Here is a 23,427-nt window from a genome sequence, read left to right on the forward strand (position 1 = left end):
ATGCCCAAATCGCTGCTTGAACAACTCCCCGAGATCGTGGCCCAGGGCCGCAAGGAAGCCGAAAGAATTCTGGAGGGCCTGGAAGGCCGCTACCGCGTGAGCCTCCAGACCCGCGAAGTGGTGCTGCCCGCCCGGGCCAGCGCCACCACCGACTGGGTTCAACACCAGGCCCGCCAGGAGCAGCGGGACGGCAGCGACGGCGCGTGGGCCAACCGGTTGGTCTATGGCGACAACCTGTTGGCCATGGCCGCGCTGCTGGCGGGCGATGCCCATACGCCCAGTTTGCGCGGCAAGGTGGACCTGATCTATATCGATCCACCGTTTGACAGCAAGGCCGACTACCGCACCAAGGTCACGCTGCCGGGCCTGGAGCTGGAACAGCGCCCGACCGTCATCGAGCAGTTCGCGTATTCCGACACCTGGAGCGATGGTACGGCCTCCTACCTGGCCATGATCACCCCGCGCCTCATCCTGATGCGGGAGTTACTGGCGGACACAGGCTCCATCTACGTGCACCTGGACTGGCATGTGGGCCACTACGTCAAGCTGGTGATGGACGAGGTCTTCGGCAAGCAACACTTCGTCAACGAGATCTGCTGGTGGTACAAGCGCTGGTCGGCCGCGGCCAGCACGTTCCAGCGGATGCACGACACGATCTACTTCTACCGCAAGTCCGAGAACTACAGGTTCAACCAGCTGTTCCAGCCCCTGGCCGCGTCCACCGCCGCCATCCACGGCAACACCCGGCGCGTGAATGTGCCGGACGACAGCGGCAAGCTCGTCACCGTGCGCACCGAAGAGCCCAGCCGGGGCGTGCAGATGCACGACGTGTGGGAGGTGCCCTTCGTCGTGGCGCACTCGCAGGAGCAAGTGGGCTATGCCACGCAAAAACCCATCGAGCTGGTGGCGCGCATCCTCGAAGCCTCGTCCAACCCCGGCGACCTGGTGGCCGACTTCTTTGGCGGCAGCGGCAGCTTTGCGGCCGCCGCCGAGGGGCGGCGCGTGGCCAAGGACGGCAACAAGAGCGTCTACTCCAACGCCGCAGCGCGCCGCTGGATCACCACCGACCTGGGCAAGCCCGCGTGCATGATCATGCGCAAGCGCCTGATCGACCTGCAGGCGCGGCCGTTTCTCTACCAGGCCATCGGCGACTACCAGGTCGAAGCCGCCAAGGCCACGCTGGGCCGCGACTTCCGCATGGGCGACCTGTCGCACATCGTGCTGTCGCTGTACGGCGCCCTGCCCCTGCCGGCCGATGTGAACCCGCAGCGCAACCTGGGGCAGATCGCGGGCTTCGACTTTGGCGGCAAGCGCGGCAGCAAGACGCTGGTGCTGGCCGACTCGCCCAACAAGCTCACCGGCATGGTCACGCTCAAGAAGGCGGTGGCCCTGCGCGACAACCTGCTGGGCGGCTGGGACCGCGTGGTGGTGCTGGGCTGGAATTTCGAGCCCAGCATCGGCGAGACCATCACCGCGCTCAACGACCCGCGCCTGGAGGTGCTGGTGATCCCGCCCGACCTGATGGACCGGCTCAAGAAAAAGGGCGGCATCGACAAGCTGCGCGGGCAGGTGCGCTTCTCCAGCCTGCAGTACCTCACCATCCACCCGGTGCACCGGCAGGCGTCGGCGGGCACGGCGCACCCGGGCGGGGTGGCCGAGGAAACGCTGACCGTGCGGCTCAAGAACTACGTGCTGCTCTCGCCCGAGGCCATCAACCTCGATGACGACAACCGCACCAAGCTGCAACAGGTCGCCAATGCCGAGCCCCTGGCCCTGATCGAGTACTGGGCGGTGGACCCGGACTACGACGGCCAGGTGTTCCGCTCGGTGTGGCAGGACTACCGGGGCAACACCGCGAGCGACGCCGATGCGCTGCGCGTGGTCAGCACCGCCGTCGTGTCCACCCCCGCCAGGCCCGGCCCGCGCAAAGTGTGTGTGCGGGTGGTGGATGTCTTCGGCTTCGAGGCCGAGGTGGTGGCCACGGTGGAGGCCGCATGAGCGCCCACGCCAACGCCCCCCACGCCAACGCCCCGCCCACCACCGACCCGCTCGCCCTGGCCGCCGGCCTGACCGCCAAGACCCGGCAACTGTGCCAGGGGCTCGAATCCGGCACGGCGGACATCCTGGACCTGGTCACCCCCTCCACGGCCGAGCTGCTGCACTGGTGGTTTGGCGACGACATGCTGCTGGCACGGGGCGCGACGGCCGCGGGCGGCGGCGGGCTCAACTTTCATGCGGGGCAAAAGCAGGCCATCCTGAACGCCATCGTCGCGCACGAAGTGCTGGGGAACCACCGCGACCACGGGCCGCTGCTGCAGCTGTACGAGGCCTGCGCGCCCGCGGCGCTGCAGGGCGGCACGCTCCGGGGCGAGCTGGCGCGCCCGCGCCACGCCCACCCCAAGTACTGCTTCAAGATGGCCACGGGCACCGGCAAGACCTGGGTGATGCAGGCGCTGATGGTGTGGCAGCTGCTGAACAAGACCGCGGCGCTGGCCAGCGGCGCGGACGATGCGCGCTTCACCCGCCAGTTCATGGTGGTGGCGCCCGGACTCATCGTGTACGAGCGGCTGCTGGACGCGTTCTGCGGCAAACCGGTGGCGGGCAGCGCGGCGCGGGACTTCAGCCGCTCGGACATCGCGCTGTACGCCGACCTCTTCGTGCCCGAGGCACACCGCGACGCCGTGCTGGCCTTCGTGCGCGGCAATGTGTGCACCAAGGCAGAGATCGGCCTCAAGACCACCGGCAACGGCCTGATCGCCATCACCAACTGGCACCTGCTGGCCGAAGGAGAAGCGCCGCAAGACATCATGGACGAGCCAACCGCCGCCGCTACCGCAACACCGCTGCCCGCCCATGAAGTGGTGGCTGCGGTGCTGCCGCTCACCCCCGGCCGCGCCACCGGCAACAGCCTGGACGTGCTGGACCGCCGCTACGCCCGCGGCAACGTGCTCGAATTCCTGGCGGGCCTGCCGGAGCTGATGGTCTTCAACGACGAAGCGCACCACATCCACGAGCTGCAGCGCGAGGGCGAGACCACCGAGGTCGAATGGCAAAAAAGCCTGACCCGCATCGCTGCCAGCAAGGGGCGGCGCTTCGTGCAGGTGGACTTCTCGGCCACGCCGTACAACGACGTGGGCAGCGGCAGAACCCGACGCAAGCTGTACTTCCCGCACATCGTGGTGGACTTCGACCTGCACAGCGCCATGCGCGCCGGCCTGGTGAAGTCGCTGGTGCTCGACCGCCGCAAGGAGATCGGCGCGCTGCCGCTGGAGTTCAAGGCCGAGCGCGACGAGACCGGCCGCCCGACCCTGAGCGAGGGCCAGCGGGTGATGCTGCGGGCGGGCCTGCACAAGCTGCGCAAGCTCGAAGCCGACTTTGCCCGCATCGACCCGCACCGCCACCCCAAGATGCTGGTGGTGTGCGAAGACACCGGCGTGTCGCCCCTGGTGGCGGACTTTTTGCGCCAGCACGAGGGCCTCGCCGACGAGGATGTGATGACCATCGACTCCGGCAGAAAGGCCGAGCTGGGCGAGAAGGACTGGGCGCCCGTGCGCGAGCGCCTGTTCAGTGTGGACAGCCACGCCACGCCGCGCGTCATCGTCAGCGTGCTGATGCTGCGCGAGGGGTTTGATGTGAACAACATCTGCGTCATCGTGCCGCTGCGCTCCAGCCAGGCGCAGATCCTGCTCGAGCAGACCATTGGCCGAGGCCTGCGGCTGATGTGGCGGGACGCCGAATACACCGACCTCAAGCGCGAGAACCGCGAGCGCATCAACGCAGGCCAGGAGCCCGGCAGCCTGATCGACGTGCTCTCCATCGTGGAGCACCCGGCCTTCCAGTCGTTCTACGACGACTTGCTGCACGAAGGCCTGGCCGGCACCACCGGCGACGGCACCGATGAGACCTCCAGCACCGGCGACGTGGTGGCGGCAGAACTGCGGGACGGCTTTGAAGCGTTCGACTTCGGCATCCCCTTCATCCTGCAAGAGGCCGACGAGGTGCGCGAGCACCGCAGCCCCGACCTGGCCACGCTGCTGGCCTTCACCGCCATGACGGCCGATCAGCTGACCGCCCTGCTGGGCCGGGGCGACACCTTCATCTCGCAAGACCTGCAAAGCGCCACCCTGTTCGGCGACTACCGCGTGGACGGCGCGGTGATGAACGTGGGCGGCTACAACGAGTACCTGTCGCGCCTGACCCGGCGCATCAGCCAGGCGCTGAGCGAACCCCTGCCCAGGGGCCAGAAGATTGCCACGCACCTGGCCAAGCCGTATTGGCAGGTGCACACGGCCGAACTGACCGGCTGGCTGGACGACTACATCTGGACCACCTTGTTCGGCGGCGCCTTCAACCCGCTGGCGGGCGAAAACTGGCGCGTGCTGCTGCTGCAGCCGGTGGTGGACCACATCACCAAGGTGTTTGCCGTGGCCTTGCTGGAGTCCGAGCAGCGGCACGCCGCGGGACACACCGAAGTGCATCTGCGCAGGCTGAGCGAAGCGCCGCGCCTGATGGTGCGCGAGAGCCAGTCCGTGGCGGTCAGCAAGTGCATCTACACCCGGCTGGGCTGGCCCGCCAGGAACGGCGGGCTGGAGCGCACGTTCATCCACTGGGCCCAGGCGGATTCGCAGGTGCTGGCGTTTTGCCGCATCAGCGAAAACCGGCACCCCTTTGCCCGGCTGCGCTATGTGAAGGACGACGGCTTGCCCGCCTTCTACTCGCCCGACTTTCTGGTGCGCACCGCGGACGCGGTGTACCTGGCAGAGACCAAGGCGCAGCAGCAAACCACCCACCCCAACGTGCTGCGCAAACGCACGGCGGCGCTGGCTTGGTGCGAGCGCATCAACGCGCTCACGCCCGCGCAGCGCGGCAGCCCGCCCTGGCACTACGTGCTGCTGGCAGAAGACGCCATGGCCGAGTGGCAGGCCAAGGGCGCGCGCCTGGTGGACCTGCTGGACTTTGCGCGCCTGCGCCCGCAGGCCCACGCCGCACTGCAAGCCAGCCTGCTGTGAAGGCCAACGCCTGCGGCCCGCCTGCCACGGCGGTGGCAGCGCCAAGCACTACAGGGCGCTGCGCTGCAGCAAGGGCGAGCGCGGCAAGAACCTGAATGCGGTCGACGCCGCCGCCAGCATGCACGCAATGCAGATCATCACCGCCTGGTAGGGCTCGTGCCCCTGGCGCTGCGCCCAGGCGGCCAGCAGGCCGGTCAGCCACTGCATGAGCGCAATGCCCATGAACATCGACATCGTGTACAGCGACAGCGCGCGCCCTGTCATCTCGGCGGGGTAGGACGAGCGCACGTCGGCGTACTGCAGCACGCCGTAGCCCGACAGCAGCCCCATGAGGAAGATCAGCACCACGTTCGCCGCCGCATGGTGCAAAAACGCCATGAGCAAAAACAGGCTGCCCATGAGCAGCGAAAAATTGGTGATCCACCGCCGCCGCCGCGCAGGCCCCGGGTCCACCCGGCCGAACAGGGCGGGCATGAACAGCGAGATCACCGACAGCACCAGGGCCACATTGCCGCTTTGCACCAGCGAAAACCCATACCGCCCCATCAGCAGCGGCCCCAGCCACAGTCCGCGCAGCGTGAGGAACGCCGCGTAGCAGCACATGCCCAAGACCAGGATGCCCCAGGTGTGCGGCACCTTGAACAGCGCCCCGAACCGCCGCGCCGCCTGCGCCCACGACTCGCGCGGCTGCTCTGCCGCCCGGGGCAACGCAGGCTCGCGCACCCGCAGAAAAATCAACAGCCACGCCAGCAGCGACAGCACCGACAGCACCGCAAAGCCGGTGCGCCAGCCCCAGTGCTGCACCATGAACGCCAGCGGCGTGCCGGTGAAGATGAGCCCCAGCCCTCCCACCCCCATGCCCAGGCCCGAGAAGAAGGCGAACCGCTGCGCCGGAAAGTGGCGTGCAATGAACACCGTGCTGGCCAGAAAGGCCGGCGAGCAGCCCACCCCGATGAGCAGCTGCCCCAGCATCAGCCAGCCGTAGCTCGGCGCAGCGGCTGATACGGCGGCGCCCAATGCGGCCAATGGAAACGCCGTGAGCACCGTGCGGCGCAGGCCGTACAAATCCATGCCGATGCCCATGAGCAACTGCGCCACGCCGAACGACAGGCCAAAGAGCCCCGCGAACGCGCCCAGCGAATCCGGCGAGATGCCGAAGTCGGCCTGCAGGCCGGTGGCGATGATGCTGGTCACTGTGCGGTACGCCTGGCTCAGCGCAAAGGCCGACAGCAGGCACAGGTACATGACCCACAGGGCGCGGGGTGGCGATGGCAGCGGGGCAGGCGATGCGGTAAGGGGTGGGATGGCGGCTTCAGTCACGGAGAGGGACAGACAAGGGTGCAGGCAAGGGCACAGTCAAAGGTGCAACGCAATGGAAAGGCACCCGCCCGAGCCTACAGACTTTGCAACCCGCCTGCCGTCGCAGTGCGGACAGGCCCCGGCAGCGCGGGACGGGGCTGGCGATGGTGCGGCAGGCCGTCGGTCGGTCGGTCGGACGGACAAGCGGCCACGTCAGGCAGCGGCTGCTGCGGACGCGGGCGCGGGAGCGATCCGCAGCGGTATCGTCACCGGCCCGTCGTTGACCAGATGCACCTGCATGTCGGCGGCGAACTGGCCCGTGGCCACCTGCGGATGCGCGGCGCGGGCCCGGGCCACCACGTAGTCGTACAGGCGCCGCCCCTCGTCGGGGGCCGCGGCCTGGGTGAAGCTGGGCCGGTTGCCGCCGGTGGTGTCGGCCGCCAGCGTGAACTGGCTGACCAGCAGCAGGCCGCCGCCGGTGTCCTGCACGCTCCGGTTCATCTTGCCGGCGTCGTCAGAAAAGATGCGCAGCTTCAAGATCTTGGCCAGCAGTTTGTCGGCCTCGGCCTCGGTATCGCCGCGCTCGGCACACACCAGCACCAGCAGGCCCGCGCCAATGGCCCCCACCGTGCACCCTTCCACATCCACCCGCGCTTCGCGCACACGTTGCAAGACACTGATCACGTCACTTCATCCTTGGGGTCGTCAAAATGTGCTTCCACATCGGTGGGCAGCAGCTCGATGGTGGCACGCAGGCCGGGCACGGCGGCCATCAGCGCGCGTTCGACCTGGCCCCGCAGTTCCGCGGCGCGGCCCAGGGTCCAGTGGGCAGGCATGTGCAGATGCAGGTCCACGAACTGGCGCTGGCCCGCACGGCGGGTGGAGACATGGTCAAAGCGTACCGCGCCGGGCGGCCGGGTTTGCACGAACTGCTGCAGGGTGGCGTCGATGGTGGCCTGCACCTCAGGCTCCACCGCGGAATCCATGAGCCCCTGGGACGAGCGCCAGACCAGCTCCACGCCCTCCTTGAGGATGTTGAGCGCCACGGCGATCGCCGCCACGGCATCGAGCCAGAGCCAGCCCGTGAGAGCCGCGCCGACGATGCCCACCAGCACGCCCGCCGAGGTCCACACGTCGGTGACCAGATGGCGCGCATCGGCCTCGAGCGCGATGGAGCGGTGCTCGCGCGCCGAGCGGAACATCACCCAGGCCAGCAAGCCGTTGAGCGCCGAGCTGATCACCGACAGCCCCAGGCCCCAGCCGATCTGCTCGATGGGCTGCGGGTCCACCAGCCGGTGCCCCGCCGCCCACAGGATGCCGGCCGACACGCCCACGATGAGAATGCCCTCGAACCCGGACGAAAAATACTCGGCCTTGTGGTGGCCGTAGGGGTGGTCGTCATCGGCCGGCCGCGCCGCCACCGTCACCATGGCCAGCGCAAACATGGCACTGGCCAGGTTCACGAACGACTCCATCGCATCGGACAGCAACCCGACCGAGCCCGTGACCACCCAGGCCAGGGTCTTGAGCGCGATGGTGACCACGGCCACGGCCACCGACGCCCAGAGCAGATTGCGGGGCTGGAGCCAGGGGTGCGAGGCGCGGGGGGCGCCGGATGTAGGCGGAGGCGAGGACATGGACTGCGTGCATCAAGGCCCGGAAGGCCGAGCCCGGAATTACACCAGAGCCACCTTAAGCACCGCTTGCGCCCGGGCAGCCACGCCCACCCCATGCCAGAATCGGCCGCATGACCCAGGCATGGCGACGCCACTTCACAGGACTGCATCTCGCCGCGCTGGCGCTGTGGGCGCTGGTGGCCGGCGCAGGCTGCGTGTGGCTGGCATCGGCGCGGCTGCAGCAGCTGCATGCGGCGTTCGAGACCGATGCCCGCATCGTGCACCGCCTGCTGAGCCAGCGCGTGGTGCAGCACGACGCGGTGATGTCCACCCTGGCCCTGCTGCAGCCCCCGTCTGAACAGGCGCCCGGCGATGCTCCCGCGCCTGCGGCCGCCCTGCCCCGCCTGCCGTCGGTGTACCCGCAGATCGTGTCGGTGCTGCAACGGCCTGCCAGCGGCGACTGGCCTGCCGCGCTGCAGGCCCCGTTGGCAGCGGCAGAGGCCGCATCGCGCCGCTCGGGCCACCCCGAGATGGCGCTGCCCGACCTGCCCGCCGGCCGCTTCTACCTCGTGCTGGGCAGCACGCCCGCCAGCCACGCCCTGCAGATCGACCTGCGCGCCACCGTGCCACAGGACGAATGGCCAATGGACATGGCGACGAGCCCGGTGCGTGTGACGCTGGAGCACGCGGGCGCCGCTTTTGTCGTGCAGCCGGGTCGGCTGGGCGGCGGCCTGGGCTGGTCGTACGAATTCCACAAGCTACTGGCCGCGGCCAGCCAGCCGCTCGATGTGGTGGCGCGCCGCCAGGTGGGGATGGCCGAGCTGCCCTGGCTGGCCATGCTGGGCTGGTGCGTGCTGACGGCGGCGCTGTGGGCCGGTGGCGTGGCCTGGTGGCGCCAGCGCGTGGCGCGCCAGCGGGCCGAAGAACTGCTGCGCCTGGGCCAGGTGGCACGGCTCAACACCCTGGGCGAGCTGGCGGCCGGCATGGCGCATGAACTGAACCAGCCGCTGACCGCGCTGCTGTCCAGCACCCAGGCCGCGCAGCGCCTGCTGGCCGATGAAACACCCGACCTTGCCACCGCCCAGACGGCCATGGCCCGCGCGGTGGAGCAGGCGCGCCGCGCCACCGCCGTGGTGGGCCGCCTGCGCCGCCTGGTCGAGCGCCCCGACCTGGCCGGCCAGGCCCAGCCGCTGGCGCCCGCGGCCGCCGTGCAGGACGTGCTGCACCTGCTGGAGCCCGAGATGGCGCAGCGCGGCGTGGCCCCCACGGTGGCCGTCGCCGCCGACCTGCCCGCCGTGCTGGCCGAGCCGGTAGCCCTGCAGCAGATCGTGCACAACCTGCTGATGAACGCGCTGCAGGCGCTGGACCAGGTGCCGCCCACCGAGCGCCAGCTGGCGCTGCGCCTGTGGATGCCGGACGCCGCGCACGTGGCGCTGTCGGTGCGCGACCACGGCCCCGGCGTGCCGCCCGAGGCGCGCGCGCACCTGTTCGAGCCGTTCTACACCACGCGCACCGGCGGCCTGGGGTTGGGCCTCACGCTGTGCGAAAGCCTGGCGCAGGCCATGGGCGCAAGCCTGGTGCTGGCGCCCCAGCCGTCGTCTGCCAGCGAGCGGGGTGCGGAGTTTGTGCTGACCTTGCCCGCGGCGCCCGGCACGGCCCCGCTGCAGCCTGCGCAGCACCTACCCGCCAGCGTGCCCTAGTTTTTGCTTTTGCCCTTGCCATCGCCATGACCACCGACAACGCCACCTCGCTGTCCCCCCTGATCCACCTGGTGGACGACGACGCTGCCGTGCGCGAGGGCCTGTCGCTGCTCATCAGCACCGTGGGCCTGCGCGTGCAGGCCTGGGCCGAGCCGCAGGCTTTCATGGCGGGGTTCGATCGCGCCAGCATCGGCGCCATCGTGCTCGACGTGCGCATGCCGGGCATCAGCGGGCTCACGGTGCTGGAGCAGTTGCTGGCGCAGGGCGTGGACCAGCCCATGATCTTGCTCACCGGCCACGGCACCGTGGAGATGTGCCGCCGCGCCTTCAAGGCCGGGGCGGCGGAGTTTCTGGAAAAGCCCGTGGACGACGAGGTGCTGATCGAGGCCCTGCAGAACGCGGTGCGCCAGCATGTGCGCTCGCGCGAACGTCACCAGGCCGACCAGCAGGCGCGCGAGCGTTTTGCCCAGCTGTCGGCGCGGGAGCGTGAGGTGCTGGGCCTTATTGTGGAAGGGCTGACCAACAAGCAGATCGGCAAGGCGCTGGCGCTGTCACCGCGCACGGTGGAGACGCACCGGGCCAATCTGTTTGGCAAGTTGGGGGCGGAGTCGCTGGCGCAGTTGATACGGCGGTATGCGGCGCTGGTGGAGTGAGGCGTTCTCGGGTGGCTGCTCACGGCGCAGGGCTCGTGACCGCCATCCGTTCGGGTGGAGTCTTTCGCGACCGGGTCAGATTGAATCCCACCCGTTCGGGTTGAGCTTGTCGAAACCTGGGCACTTCGATCCACGTCCGTTCGGGTTGAGCCTGTCGAAACCTGGGCGCATCGGTCCACGCCCGTTCGGGTTGAGCTTGTCGAAACCTGGGCGCATCGGTCCACGTCCGTTCGGGTTGAGCTTGTCGAAACCTGGGCACATCGATCCACATCCGTTCGGGTTGAGCCTGTCGAAACCTGGGCGCATCGACCCATGGCCGTTCGGGTTGAGCTTGTCGAAACCGGGGTGCGCTCGCAGGCTCGCTGGTTTGTACCGCGTGCCTGGTTCAAGGGCGGAGGCCGGGAGTCGCCCGGCGTGCGAGTAACTTTCTTTTGGTTCGCCAAAAGAAAGTCACCAAAGAAAAGGCGACCCTACAGCCTGCGTCCCTTCGCTTCGCTGCGGGCAACCTGCGGTGCTCGGTCGTGGGTTGCGCTGCGGAACTCGCTGCGCGCTGCCGCGCTACGCTCAAACATCCGCAGCGAGTCAGTTCACGATGCGTGTGTCCTTCGGCACACGCTCACCCCACGCCCTGCGCTCCTCGGCGCATCCTGAAGGGATGGGGGAGAGAACATCCACACGGGCCATCGCGTTGCTCGGCCCCGAACGCGCAGGCGCTGCGCGCCGCGACCGCCAGGCCGAGCGAAGCAATGGCCCGTGTGGCTGTTTGGCTGTTCGGCTGTCCACCCCCTGTGGCTGCGCCTGCGGCGGGGCGGTTGCGGGGTGGCATGCGCGTCGCAGCGCGCATGCTTCGTGCACTGACTCGCCGCAGTTGTCTGAACGGAGCGCGCAGCGCGCAGTGAGTTCTGCGGCGCACCCCGCAACCACCCCGACGCAGGTTTGCCCCTTCGCAACGCGAAGGGGTCGCAGACTGGGGGTCGCCTTTCTTTTGGGTACTTTTCTTTGGCGAAGCGAAGAACAAGTACCTCGCCCGCCGGGGCGAACTCCCGGCCTCCGACCTCCACACAGGCACGCCGTCCAAATTAGCGAGTGAGCCCAGGTTCCGACAAGCTCAAGCCGAACGGACATGGATCGATGCGCCCAAGTTTCGACAAGCTCAACCCGAACGGATAGGGGTAGTAACACGCACAGGCTTCGACAAGCTCAGCCCGAACGGTCGGGGCAGCCAAGGCCAAAGGCGTCGACACACTCACCACGCGACCGGCAGCAAGCCGCAGACCCCGGCAAGGCATCCGCCCATCACTGCGTAGTTCTACGGAGCCCTTCACGTAACCGCACGAATGTGCAACAACACGCGCATTTCCTACAGTTCTCCCACGGCGCCACAACGGGTGGCACCGGCCCCCAACACCGGAGAACAAACACCATGCAAAAGACCATCGCCCACACCGCCGCCGCCATCACCCTGGCCCTGATCGCCACCGCCGCCAGCGCCGAAGGCGTTCGCACCGAAAAGAACATCTCGCTCGACCTGGCCAACCAGATCGCCGCCCACACCGTGGCCGCCTGCACCGCCAACGGCTACAACGTGACCGCCACCGTGGTGGACCGCGCCGGCACCGTGCGCGCCGTGCAGCGGGCCGACAACGCAGGCCCCCACACCCTGGAAGCCAGCCGCCTGAAGGCCTACACGTCCGCATCGGCCAAGAACACGACGCTCGCGATCATGGAAGGCTCGCAAAAGAACCCCGCCGCCGCCAACCTGGGCCAGATCCCCGGCTACCTGCTGCTGGGCGGTGGCGTGCCGCTGAAGGTGGGCAATGAAGTCATCGGCGCCGTGGGCGTGGGCGGCGCGCCCGGCGGCCACCTGGACGAGCAGTGCGCCATGGCGGGCATCGCCAAGGTGGCCGATCAGCTGAAGTAAGTAAGTAAAAAGTAGTTCCGTACAACCTGCAGCGTCCGCGCCTTCTGAGCAAGGGCGTGGACGCTGCGCAGTCACCCGCCGCCGCAACCTCCACTGCAAAAGGGACACACGCCATGAACCGAACCACCACCTTGCCCCTGGCCCTGCTGGCCGCTGCCCTGCTGCTGGCGCACCCCGCCCAGGCGCAAGTGCCGCCCACGGCCGCGCAAACCGCCGCCTACCAGGGCCTACACGCCGCTGCAGCGCGCGGCGACACGGCCAAAGTGCAAAAACTGGTGGCGGCCCGTGCCGATGTGAATGCGCGCGACAGCTATGGCCGCACGCCGCTGCACGTGGCCACGTTTGCCCGCCAGCGCGATGTGATCCGGCTGCTGGTGCAAGCCCAGGCCGACATCAATGCGCTGGAGAACGACCGCTACGACGCGGTGACCATCGCCGCCGTGGCGGACGATGAAGACACTCTGCGCCTGCTGCTGCAACTGGGCGCGAGTGCGGCGCAGGTCACCAGCCGCTACGACGGCACCGCCCTGATTGCCGCGGCGCACCTGGGGCACGACGGCGTGGTGCGCCAGCTCATCGCGGCCGGCGCGCCGCTGGACCATGTGAACAACCTGCACTGGACGGCGCTGATCGAGTCCATTGTGCTGGGCGACGGAGGCACGCGTCACCAGGCCACCCTGCAGGCGCTGCTGAAGGCCGGTGCCAGCCAGGCGCTGACGGACCGCCAGGGCAACACGCCGCTGCAACTGGCGCGCCAGCGGGGCTACACCGCGATGGTGCAGATGCTGGAGAACCCGGGTGCGGGGCGGCCGCTTTGAGCTGTGCTGGTTGTGCCGGAGCCGGGCCCGAAGCTGTGGCTGCGATGGCCGCGGTAGGCTGCAGTAGCGTCAGTCATTGCGAATGCCAGGCAGGCAGGCAGGCAGGCAGGCAATTGGTATACAAATAATAGCTGCCAGCGCTTGACCAACAAGCGGTAGCGGCCAGTTTCACTTGAATTTCTACCCCACCAGCACCGAGCCAACCTCTGGTACCGGCGCTCGCAGTGGTGGACCACCCTGACCACCCACCTGCAAGGCGTGTCGCAGGCCAGGAGGCAGGATGCTATTGAAACAATAGCTGCCAGCGCTCTACCAACAAGCGGTAGCGGCCTTTTTCACTCAAAGTCCTGCTCGCCCGTCACCAGGCGCGCCTTCACGGTCTTGCCCTTCACGCGGCCCTGGTTCAGGCGCTGGGCAGCCTGTGCGCCGATGGCGCGGTCCACCGCCACGTAGGTGGAGAAGTCGTTCACGTTGATCTTGCCGATCTGCTCGCGGGTGTAGCCCATCTCGCCGGTCAGCGCGCCCAGCACGTCGCCGGCGCGGATCTTTTCCTTGCGCCCGCCGATGATCTGGATGGTGACCATGGGCGGCACCAGCGGGCCGCTACCCGTGGGGGTCAGGTCAGCCACCGGGTACCAGCGCGATTCGCGGCCCTGCAGCACCTCGATCTTGCCCACGCTGCCCATCTCGTCCAGGCTGGCCAGGTTCAGCGCCAGGCCCTCGGCATCGCCCCGGCCGGTGCGGCCGATGCGGTGGATGTGCACCTCGGGGTCGGGCGTCACGTCCACGTTGATCACCGCGGCCAGGTTGGCGATATCGAGGCCGCGCGCGGCCACGTCGGTGGCCACCAGCACCGAGCAGCTGCGGTTGGCAAACTGCACCAGCACCTGGTCGCGCTCGCGCTGCTCCAGCTCGCCGAACAGCGCCAGCGCGCTGAAGCCCTGCGCCTGCAGCACGCCCACCAGGTCGCGGCACTGCTGCTTGGTGTTGCAAAACGCGATGGAAGAGTCGGGCCGGAAGTGGTTGAGCAACTGCGACACGGCGTGCAGGCGCTCGCTGTGCTTCACCTCGTACCAGCGCTGCTCGATCTTGCCTTCGGCATGCTGGGCCTGCACGGTGATCTGCACCGGCGACTTCATGAACTGCGCGCTCAGCTTGGCGATGCCTTCCGGGTAGGTGGCCGAGAACAGCAGGGTCTGGCGCTCCTTCGGGCACTGGCGCGCCACGGTGACGATGTCGTCGAAGAAGCCCATGTCCAGCATGCGGTCGGCCTCGTCCAGCACCAGGGTGTTCAGCGCTTCCAGGCTCAGGTGCTGGCGCTCCAGGTGGTCCATCACGCGGCCGGGCGTGCCCACCACGATGTGCGCGCCGTGCTCCAGGCTCAGCATCTGGCCGCGCAGCGGCACGCCGCCGCACAGGGTCACGACCTTGATGTTTTCTTCGGCGCGCGCCAGGCGGCGGATCTCGGTCGTCACCTGGTCGGCCAGCTCGCGCGTGGGGCACAGCACCAGGGTCTGCACCGCAAAACGGCGGGGGTTGAGGTTGGCCAGCAGCGCCAGCGCAAACGCGGCGGTCTTGCCGCTGCCGGTGCTGGCCTGGGCGATCAGGTCCTTGCCCAGCAGCGCGGGCGGCAGGCTGGCGGCCTGGATGGGGGTCATCTGCGTGTAGCCCAGCTGCTGCAGGTTGGCCAGCATGGCGGGGTTCAGCGCCAGCGTGCTGAAATCAGTGCCGGCTTGGTTTTCTTTGGAGGTCATGCCCCGATTATCCGGCCCAGGCCTTGCGGGCGGGGCTACCGGGCCCCTGCCATGGCGTGCAGCATCCGGGCAACTACCCGCGCGGCGCCGCAGGAGGATCGGCTATAACGGTCAGTCAAAGCACGGGTGGGACATGCCACATTCCAACAACGCCACAGCGAATGCACCAGCAGGCCAGGGGGGCGCGAGCGACTCGCTGCTGCGCCTGATCGCCGATTCGGTGCCCGCGCTGATGGCGTACTTCGACGTGCCCGCGCTGCGCTGCCGCTTTGCCAACCAGGGCTATGCCGCCTACAACGGCCACAGCACCGACTCCATCCTGGGCCTCACGGTGCAGGAGGCCATCGGCGACAAGGCCTGGGCGGCCATAGAGCCGCATGTCGAGCGCTCCACGCGCGGCGAGCACGTGAAGTACACCCGCGAGCAGACCCTGCCCAACGGCGAGATGCGCATGATCGAGGTCAACCTGATCCCGCACTTCGGCGCCGATGCGAGCCTGCAGGTGGGCTCCTTCGTGCTGATCACCGACATCACCGAGCGCTGGCGCGCCGAGCGCACCGTGCGCCAGAGCGAAGAGCGCATGCGCAAGTTCACCGAGGCCACCGAAGAGGCCATCGTGTTCCACCGCGACGGCATCATCACCGACGGCAACGAGGCGCTCACCCGGCTGACGGGCTACGCACTGGCCGAAGTCACCGGCCTGTCGATCTTCAACTTCATCAGCCCCGAGTGGCGGTCCATAGCGCTCGACTACACCCGCACCGGCCGCGAAGACCCGTACGAGGTGACCATCCGCCACAAGGACGGCCACGGCATTCCCGTGGAAGTGGTGGGCAAGACCATGCCGCTGCACCATGCGGACTACCGCATCGTCGTGGTGCGCGACATCACGGCCCGCAAGCAGGCCCAGGAGCGCGAGGCCTTCATCGCGCTGCACGACCCGCTCACGCAGCTGCCCAACCGGCACTTCCTGATGGAGCAGCTGTCGCAGGTGCTGTCGCTGGCGCGCCGCCGCCATGGCAGCGCGGCCGTGCTGTTCGTGAACCTCGACCACTTCAAGACCGTGAACGACTCGCTGGGCCACCGCGCCGGCGACCAACTGCTGTGCCACGTGGCCGAGCGGCTGCGCCAGGGCGTGCGCGACGCGGACGTGGTGGCCCGGCTGGGCGGCGACGAATTCGTGGTGGTGCTCACCGACGTGCAAGGCCCCGAGGACGCCATGCAGGTGGCCGACCAGCTGCTGGACGCCATGCACGGCGCCTTCACCGTCGAGCAGGTGCCGCTGACGATTTCTCCCTCGATCGGCATCAGTCTGTTCCCGGACCATGCCGACACGGGCGACGCACTGCTGCGCTGCGCCGACGCCGCCATGCACCACGCCAAGGACAACGGCCGCGGCAACCGCCAGGTCTACGCCCCCGGCATGGACGCCGGCGGCATCGACGTGCTGCGCCAGGAGCGCCAGCTGCGCGACGCCATCCTGACCAACGCCTTCGTGCTGCACTACCAGCCGCAGATGTGCCTGGCCGATGGCTCGCTCAAGGGCTTTGAAGCGCTGGTGCGCTGGCAACACCCCGAGCGCGGCCTGGTCGGCCCCGACGAATTCATCACCTTCTCCGAATCGCGCGGCCTCATCACGCCCATTGGCCGCTGGGTGATGCGCGAGGCCTGCCGCCAGCTCAAGGCCTGGCAGGACCAGAGCCTGGCCATGGTGCCCGTGGCCGTCAACCTCTCGGCCCTGGAGTTCCGCCAGCGCGACGTGGCCGGCGAGATCGCCGCCGTGCTGCGCGACACGGGCCTCGCACCGCAGTACCTGGAGATCGAACTGACCGAATCGGTGCTGATGCACCAGACCGGCGACGTGCTGAGCACCCTGAACGCCATCAAGTCGCTGGGCGTGGGGATCTCCATCGACGACTTCGGGACCGGGTACTCATCGCTGGCGTACCTGAAGCGCTATCCCATCGACAAGCTCAAGATCGACCGGTCGTTCGTGGTGGATACCCCGGGGAATGCGGATGACGTGGCCATCGTCACCGCGATCATTCAGATGGGGCGCAGCTTGCAGATCATGACGGTGGCGGAGGGGGTCGAGACGCAGGCGCAGGTGGAGCTGCTGGCGGGGTTGGGGTGCGACATGATCCAGGGGCATGTGGTGGCTATGCCGATGGGTACTGAGGCCATGCTGGGGTGGATGCGGGATTTTGGTCCGGCAAAGTAGGTACAGGGCGTGGGTCAGACGCCGAAAGCGCAGGGTTTCGCTTTGTCTGTGTGAGCATGTAGTAACAGCACTGGGCCTTACAACGCTGGGCTGAAGCGGCCCTCGTGGATGTACTAAGGGTTGAGATCTGCGCAGTAGCTGCAAAGAACTGTACATAAGGGCGAGCGCCACTTTCTGTTTTCCAGCCCGCGTTTGCGCTGATGGGCCTCAGAAAGCGCCGCTACTGCAACACCATGTGAGAGTGCGAAACACCGGTTTGTTCGCCCAATAGCGACAGCCGTTCTGCTTCAGGCTCTGCCCCTTTCGCGAAAATCACAATTCAGCGATCCGCCACCTTCTTTATTATTTAGAGCGGCTCCATCGGACCACTTGACCATTCCTCTTCACGGATTCGCGCAACACCACCCACTCCAATTTTTCAGCAAAAGATAGTTGTAGCCTCATGACATTGACGTCATAAATTTTACCAAGAATAATTTCGCTACTTTTATCGCCGTCGTTTCGTCCAAAAAATCCGTTGCCGGATGAAAAAATTGCGCCTCTCGATTATCTTAGCAACGACGCAGGTCGCAAACAGAGACAGCGAAATTGAGAGCAAAAGTCCGAGGAATAAATTCATTGCTACGTCAATAAAAATTTGGATTCAAAGAAAAATTCAGCAAAACCAAAACAATTCTCAAGAATAGACAATCACAGAGGCCGCCAACAACATTTTCACGATTTTCTTGTTATCCCTCACCTTCGACTAAATGCCTCGCTATTTTTTGACTACGACATCATTCCAAATGCACCAATTCATTCAAGAACCCTTTAACAAGTTAATTATTTTCAAAATTTCCTCTTCACTTTTATTCTCATTTTTTGCCTTTTTCAGCACAGATTTTACAAGTGCATCCAAGTCGACATAATTACCAGTCGATGGGCTAATAAAACGCCTAGTCGGATCAGCACCTCTCTTTAGAAGCCTCTCAACAAAATTTGCATTTTTCGCAAGAATTGCATCCACTAAAGGCGGCGTATCGTTCAGACCAATATTTGGATCACAATTGTCGATCAGATCAAGCACCAATTTATTTGCTGCCTCAGCTTCTTTGGATGAATATTTACTCTCAAATTCATAATAAATTTGAATCCCAAGGGATATAGACGAGTTTTTAGATTCTATATAATTGACGGGGAAAAAATTCTTTGACTCAAGCAAGCCAGCGTCACATTCAACCCCCAACAATCCAACTCTCTTTTCTGATATGAACTTATGGAGAAATACCCTTTCAAACGAATTCTTCTTTGATGCCTTGGTGGCAACGTCTGACAACAAAATTGTCAGGTGATTTCCAAATGGCAAAAATATGCAAACCAAAAGCCAAGAGAAAAACACAAAGATTAATAGATACAAGACCCTTGAATAACCGTGAACTGCAATCGCTCTCATAGGCCAAGATCCTTCATTTGTTGCGCTCTTGTTTCTCCTGATAACACTTTTGCAGCATTGCCAGATAGCCCGTTGTTGTTAATAACTGCATTTGCTGCCTCTGCCGCCGTACGATTGACCACCTGCCCGGGGTCAATGCAGGCGGGATCAACAGAAATACTAGGCCCTTGCACAGAAGCACTCCCTTTTATTGCCCCATCACCAATTCCAAGCTTTTTCTCGAACCATTTTCGGGACCATGGCGAAACCGGTATTTCGTTTGGCCGGCATGGCTCGCCAATTTTGACCTCGCCTACAGAATCGCTCTTTTTTATGGCTGTGTTATTCATTTTTCCGCCAGCCACGGGCTTTTCACCATGAGCACCCTTGAACTCGAAGCGCCAAGTGACGCTTTTGCGCCCCTAATCTAACGCCAATCTCGTCCGCACGAACATGGTTAATTTCGATTAACCCTCTCAGAACTATAATTATCTGTCTTTTTGTCATCATTGATCAGTAAGACATCGCTTCTGACCGCCTCTTTGAGCTTGGAGAATTTAGGCATCAATAAAAATAGCGCCATAAATCCAACAAGGATGACGACAAAGACAGTATACCTTCCAAATACACCCCAATAAATCAGAACAAACTGCATGGCAAAAACTGACAGGGCCGCGATTATTTTCAAAAAAATTATTTACCTCTTGGCTCAACATATGGACAGTCACTTACCATAACTTGACTGCAAAATTTAACGGCAGCACCGACTGCAGGGCCTGCGCTGTATCCCACTTGCCCTCGGACACCATCGCTTCCGTAGGCCCCGCTCGCCGAGACCCCCCTAATATGGGTGCAGATAATTTACCCAATAGGCTTACATTCCAGCCATCGCTCGGCGTTCCCGCGCTTACATTCAGAACCGTCACATCAACTGTTGCAGCAACCATTGGCCCCACAATTACGCAGTTGTTTTGCATAGATTGCACCATGGCGTCTTGCACGCTTCCATGCAGTGCGTGCGCAGTGCCTGGAGCTCAACCACCTTCATCTACATTTTTTGCAGAAATACTCTTTAGGCCTGTTTTTAGCCTAAGCGCAAGTCCGGATACTCACCGCGATACACCTGCAGTACCGCATCCAGCAAAGGGTTTTGGGCATGGTCGCCGGTCAGTGGCGGCAAGAATTTGCCCAGTGGCTGTGCAAACAACGGATGGGTGAGCATGGCCGGATCGGGGTTAGGTAATTTTTGCCATTCGCGCAACCGCAGGTAGGCAAAGATCTCGTAGGGGAAAATCATGGCCTCGGTGTGGTCAAACTCCAGCGCGTCGTCTTGGTTGCCGCTCCAGGCATTGCGAATATGGTGCTCGGCCATGTCGTTGCACCATCCTGCCACTTTTTGAACATCGCGGGTTTGCCAGTCGTCGAGGACGGTGTCGTACACAGCCATGGTTTCAGCATCCGGGTACGAATACTTTCCCGTATCAATCGCTGGCAGGTCACGCCAGAGGGTGTAAAGATGCATCAGGAACCAGAAGTGCGGAAAAATCGTTCCTTTGTAGTGACGATTCGTATGCCTCAAGTCCAGCATGGGTGTATCCAAACCTTTAGTGAGGACGTCCCCAATTACTTTAGCCCTTTCAGGCCATCCCACTATAAATTGCAGCCCAAGGCATTTGGCTGCTTGAAAAATCAGTACATCGCCGCCCCGGTCGCGATTTGCAAGGGGTTCGCTGCACAGCACGTACCAGTAAGCATGGTGCGCTGCCATGGCTAAGTGTTCGGGGTTATAGGTGCCTTTTTCCAGGGCTTCGGCCTGAAAGAGGGTTTCGTGCCAGCTTGAAAGACGCGAAGCGCAACTCTCTACAAAAATAAGATTACGTTGCCCTGCTACATAAGCCTGCAATTTTTGATTTGGTTTATTCCAGAAGGTTTCAATCATAGGAGGGCGTTCATTCCACCCGATTTGATCACTACGAACTTGCTTTAAAAGTTTATTTGTCAATTTCTGACTGTCTAGCATCTGGAATTCCTATGCTTTTGGATAACGTTATTTTCTACCTCGGGGCTTGGGTGTGACCTTACCTTCAGATTTTTTCGAGGGCGCTTCCCAAGGACTGCTTTTGGAATCTTTACGCTTGATGCAACCTTTATCGGGGTCCTCCACATAAACGTCGTATTTCTCCGGGGTGACTTTGGCGCCGCGACGTTTGGCATCTTTTAGCCACTCATCTAGTTTCTCTGCATTTGCTTTGAGCTCTGGCTGATTCTGCCAGTGGCCCTTTCCTTCCAAGGCTTTCTCCAGCCGGTCGCGTGTGAACTCCAGTCCACCCATACTCTTCCCCGCCCCCGTCAAAGGCGGGGCCACATCCGTCTGCGTGGTCTTGACCTCCAACACCCGCACTTCGCCTGTCTTAGGGTTGCGCCCCGCCACATCGATGCCGTGCCCGGATTTGTTCTGCACGTCAATGACTTCAAACCCCTCGGACTCCAGATCTCGACGCGCTTGCCATTCGCCACACTTGCCATTGGCGTTGCGGCCCTTGCCCGGGGTGTAGCCGCCTTCTTTGGACCGGGCCGCCTGAATCTTGCCGATGTACTGTGCGGCCCGCTTGGTCGCCATTTTGGCAAACGCATCCCCGCCCATCTCCCAGGCCGAGCCGAGGGTCATCAGCTGCTCCGGGGGCAATCCCACATTGGGCAAGTCTTTGACCGACATGCCCATGCCTGCAGCCTTTTGCTGCAAGCCGGCCAGCGCATCTTTGGCTGCTGTGGCGCCACGCACGTCGCCCGCCGCTTGGGCCGCCTTCTGGGCCTGCTGCAGTTCGCCCCACTGCGTCTTGACCTGCTGGGGCGTCTTGACGCTCCCCAAGTAGTCATTGAGCTCATCAGCGTAGTTGGCTGCGCGCGGGTTGGTCGGGGCTTTGGGGGGCTGCGGCTGGGTTTTGTTGACGATGCGCCCGGTGGTGTTCTGATTCTTGGGGGGCGATCCTTTGGCCGGCTGGATTTGGGCTTTTTCGGCGGCACTGGGCGATGCGTCGGGTGACGCACCAGCGGGAGCGCCGGACGATTCGCCGGGCGCGCTGCCGGGCGCGCTGCCGGGTGTGCTGCCTGGTGGCTTGCCTGGTGGTTTACCAGGCGCCTTGCCGGCGGGTTTGATCGGGGGTTTGTTCATGGCTTTTTGGTGTTCATGTGCACCAAGTCGCCCGTACGCACTATCGGGTGGCCGTTGACATAGACCGTGGGACTTTTTTGCAGGCTGTGGCTAATCTTGACGTTGACCCCGGTGATCACGCCGCCCTTGGTTCCCGGCTCATCGCCTTTTACGTTGTCGACATAGCTCATGGCATGCAGGAACGCTGGCTTGCCGTTGACGAACACGTCCTGCGAGCATTGCTCGGACTGGTCCATCGTGTGGCTGATCGCATAGGGGATGGGCACCACCTTCTTGCCCACGGGGGTCCAGCACACATCAGGGGCCATGCTGATAAGCATGAAGTCGCCGTCTTTGGCGGTAATTCTTTCGTCTGCCATGGCTGTGTCTTTGCGTTGTCGTCAGGCTGTCTGTTTGCGCGGAGATCGAGGGTGCAGAAAGGCTGCGACGCTGGCTGCAAAGGTGGCGAGTTCCTTTGCGTCCCCTGCGCACAGGCTGGCGCTGCTCACTGGCCCAGAGGCCCCATTTGCTCCAGCGGCACGGATTCCAGCGGCAGGCCCACCGGGCTCATGCGGGTTTCCATTCGCACCAGGGTGTGGTGCCCGAATGCGCTTTGCGGCACCCGGGCGCGGTAGACGGCCTCCACGCGCTGGGCCTGAAGGTCCAGCCGCAGGGTGTCCAGCTTGCAAGGCAGGATGGGGTCTTTGGTCACAATGCCAATGTGGGCGGCCCGATAGATGGGCTGCACGAACAACTGGTGCAGCGGTAGCCGCGCACGCCACACTTCATGGCCAGGCGGGGGCGGTGCAGGAAGCTCGTTCTCCGGCGTGGGAGGCCAGAGGTTGATGAGCGCGATCTGCGCCCCTGGTTCTGGGTGACGGATCTGCTGATCCACCGGAGCGCAGTTCCAAAAGCCATCGTCCAGATCGCCTGGGGGCAAGGGCCATTGGTGTTTGAGCCAAGCCTCGTCGTAGGTGCCTGCCAGGGCCCGCCGAGGTAGCCAGGCTTTGCCCACCGGGCCCAGGTGCACTGGCGGGTAGTTGCCGCCGCGATAAGGCGTACCTTGCAACTCCTGTTGCGGTTGGCGGCTATCAGAGCTGCTGGTGTGCCCAACACCCAGTGGGTTGCGCTCATCATCGGGCCCGCCGAATGCGTGGAGCCAACTCAGGCGTACTTCGTGGACCTCCTGCGGCTGGCCCACTGCTCCCATCAGCGTGGTGCCGCGCGGGCCGGTGACCACCAGGGTTTTTTGCCATTGGTGTCGTTGTCCGGAGTCGTCCTGGTAGCCCAGGCCTACGCCACAGCTCCAGCGCGCCGCAGCCGGCGTCTGCTGCAGATTGCCGCCGTTCATGGCGCGCTGCCATTGGCTCAGTGGGCCCATGGGAGGGCGCGTAGCCGCGTTGATCACCAGCACATCGCACCGGGGCTTGTAGGCGCAGAAGTCGCTTTCCCACAGCAGGTCGCTGCCGTGAGGATGAGCGGGGTCCGCGAACACATCGCCCATGGCCAACTCGCCTTGCTCTGCGCAGTAGCTCAGCACGCTGCCGGTGTTGTCGCCCGCGCCGCCGCGCGCAACACTGGCCATGTCGTAGCTCACGCGGGTGACTACGGTATGGAACACTTCGCCAGTGCTGTCCACGCTCTGAAAGTATTGGCTCCAGAAAGGGGTGTGGTTGACGTGCTGGGCCACAGGCACATCGGGTATCGCGCGCCCAGGCTGGTCCTGGGCAGCGGCATCGGTGTGCTTTTGCACCAGCGCTTGGTCATGCGCAGGAGCAGCGTGCTCGGATTTGGTGGAGCTCATGGAGTGAGATTCAGCGTTGGCCAACACAACCTTTGGCCTGAGCAAAGGAGTGTGAGTGAAGGGAAAAGAA

The 23,427-nt window shown here is 64.5% G+C and carries 17 protein-coding genes; 7 read left to right on the forward strand and 10 right to left on the reverse strand.

The features are described 5' to 3' along the window. Complete coding sequence (locus ACSQ3D_RS05025) at positions 1-1,998, forward strand: DNA methyltransferase (protein WP_436126109.1); 1,998 nt, start codon at positions 1-3, stop codon at positions 1,996-1,998. Continuing rightward, positions 1,995-5,009, forward strand: a complete 3,015-nt coding sequence (locus ACSQ3D_RS05030; RefSeq protein ID WP_436126110.1) for a DEAD/DEAH box helicase family protein — start codon at positions 1,995-1,997, stop codon at positions 5,007-5,009. Before ACSQ3D_RS05025 ends, ACSQ3D_RS05030 begins: the two co-directional genes overlap by 4 nt. A 48-nt stretch (positions 5,010-5,057) precedes the next feature. Here ACSQ3D_RS05030 and ACSQ3D_RS05035 read toward each other — a convergent pair whose 3' ends face one another. The 3 genes from ACSQ3D_RS05035 to ACSQ3D_RS05045 all read right to left on the reverse strand — a co-directional run bounded on the left by ACSQ3D_RS05035 (position 5,058) and on the right by ACSQ3D_RS05045 (position 7,945). Further along, positions 5,058-6,254, reverse strand: a complete 1,197-nt coding sequence (locus ACSQ3D_RS05035; RefSeq protein ID WP_436126185.1) for an MFS transporter — start codon at positions 6,252-6,254, stop codon at positions 5,058-5,060. A gap of 267 nt (positions 6,255-6,521) precedes the next feature. Next, on the reverse strand, positions 6,522-6,992 hold the full coding sequence (dtd, locus tag ACSQ3D_RS05040; protein ID WP_436126111.1) for a D-aminoacyl-tRNA deacylase: 471 nt from the start codon (positions 6,990-6,992) through the stop codon (positions 6,522-6,524). Next, positions 6,989-7,945, reverse strand: coding sequence for a cation diffusion facilitator family transporter (locus ACSQ3D_RS05045; protein WP_436126112.1), 957 nt, complete (start codon positions 7,943-7,945; stop codon positions 6,989-6,991). The genes dtd and ACSQ3D_RS05045 overlap by 4 nt, the downstream gene beginning before the upstream one ends. Before the next feature lie 110 nt (positions 7,946-8,055). On the opposite strand from ACSQ3D_RS05045, the gene ACSQ3D_RS05050 reads away from it, so the two are divergent. From ACSQ3D_RS05050 to ACSQ3D_RS05065, 4 genes are all read left to right on the forward strand, one after another. Further along, on the forward strand, positions 8,056-9,624 hold the full coding sequence (locus ACSQ3D_RS05050) for a sensor histidine kinase (RefSeq protein WP_436126113.1): 1,569 nt from the start codon (positions 8,056-8,058) through the stop codon (positions 9,622-9,624). A 26-nt stretch (positions 9,625-9,650) separates the two neighbouring features. After that, positions 9,651-10,277 carry a response regulator transcription factor gene (locus tag ACSQ3D_RS05055; RefSeq protein WP_436126114.1) on the forward strand — a complete coding sequence of 209 codons (627 nt, stop codon included), beginning with the start codon at positions 9,651-9,653 and terminating at the stop codon, positions 10,275-10,277. A 1,423-nt stretch (positions 10,278-11,700) separates the two neighbouring features. Next, the gene (locus tag ACSQ3D_RS05060; protein ID WP_436126115.1) at positions 11,701-12,198 is read left to right on the forward strand and encodes a GlcG/HbpS family heme-binding protein; all 498 of its coding nucleotides are present in this window, start codon (positions 11,701-11,703) and stop codon (positions 12,196-12,198) included. A 113-nt stretch (positions 12,199-12,311) separates the two neighbouring features. Continuing rightward, positions 12,312-13,016, forward strand: a complete 705-nt coding sequence (locus tag ACSQ3D_RS05065; protein ID WP_436126116.1) for an ankyrin repeat domain-containing protein — start codon at positions 12,312-12,314, stop codon at positions 13,014-13,016. Between the two features lie 335 nt (positions 13,017-13,351). Here ACSQ3D_RS05065 and dbpA read toward each other — a convergent pair whose 3' ends face one another. Further along, positions 13,352-14,770 (reverse strand): ATP-dependent RNA helicase DbpA, encoded by a 1,419-nt coding sequence (dbpA, locus tag ACSQ3D_RS05070; RefSeq protein ID WP_056417150.1) that lies wholly within the window; start codon positions 14,768-14,770, stop codon positions 13,352-13,354. Positions 14,771-14,903: 133 nt separating this feature from the next. Between dbpA and ACSQ3D_RS05075 the strand changes: the two genes are divergently transcribed. Next, on the forward strand, positions 14,904-16,991 hold the full coding sequence (locus ACSQ3D_RS05075; protein ID WP_436126117.1) for a putative bifunctional diguanylate cyclase/phosphodiesterase: 2,088 nt from the start codon (positions 14,904-14,906) through the stop codon (positions 16,989-16,991). A gap of 799 nt (positions 16,992-17,790) precedes the next feature. On the opposite strand, the gene ACSQ3D_RS05080 is transcribed toward ACSQ3D_RS05075, so the two are convergent. From ACSQ3D_RS05080 to ACSQ3D_RS05105, 6 genes are all read right to left on the reverse strand, one after another. Continuing rightward, positions 17,791-18,423 (reverse strand): hypothetical protein, encoded by a 633-nt coding sequence (locus tag ACSQ3D_RS05080; RefSeq protein ID WP_436126118.1) that lies wholly within the window; start codon positions 18,421-18,423, stop codon positions 17,791-17,793. After that, the gene (locus ACSQ3D_RS05085) at positions 18,420-18,752 is read right to left on the reverse strand and encodes a hypothetical protein (protein ID WP_436126119.1); all 333 of its coding nucleotides are present in this window, start codon (positions 18,750-18,752) and stop codon (positions 18,420-18,422) included. Before ACSQ3D_RS05085 ends, ACSQ3D_RS05080 begins: the two co-directional genes overlap by 4 nt. Positions 18,753-19,486: 734 nt before the next feature. Beyond that, positions 19,487-20,341 (reverse strand): hypothetical protein, encoded by an 855-nt coding sequence (locus ACSQ3D_RS05090; RefSeq protein WP_436126120.1) that lies wholly within the window; start codon positions 20,339-20,341, stop codon positions 19,487-19,489. Between the two features lie 108 nt (positions 20,342-20,449). Beyond that, entirely contained in the window at positions 20,450-21,574 is a 1,125-nt protein-coding gene (locus ACSQ3D_RS05095; RefSeq protein ID WP_436126121.1) for a hypothetical protein, read from the reverse strand. After that, positions 21,571-21,933 carry a DUF4150 domain-containing protein gene (locus tag ACSQ3D_RS05100; protein ID WP_436126122.1) on the reverse strand — a complete coding sequence of 121 codons (363 nt, stop codon included), beginning with the start codon at positions 21,931-21,933 and terminating at the stop codon, positions 21,571-21,573. Before ACSQ3D_RS05100 ends, ACSQ3D_RS05095 begins: the two co-directional genes overlap by 4 nt. 125 nt (positions 21,934-22,058) lie before the next feature. Beyond that, positions 22,059-23,357, reverse strand: coding sequence for a DUF2169 family type VI secretion system accessory protein (locus ACSQ3D_RS05105; RefSeq protein ID WP_436126123.1), 1,299 nt, complete (start codon positions 23,355-23,357; stop codon positions 22,059-22,061). Positions 23,358-23,427 lie beyond the last annotated feature (70 nt).

The sequence above is a fragment of the Acidovorax sp. LjRoot117 genome (assembly GCF_964252695.1).
Lineage (GTDB): Bacteria > Pseudomonadota > Gammaproteobacteria > Burkholderiales > Burkholderiaceae_C > Acidovorax.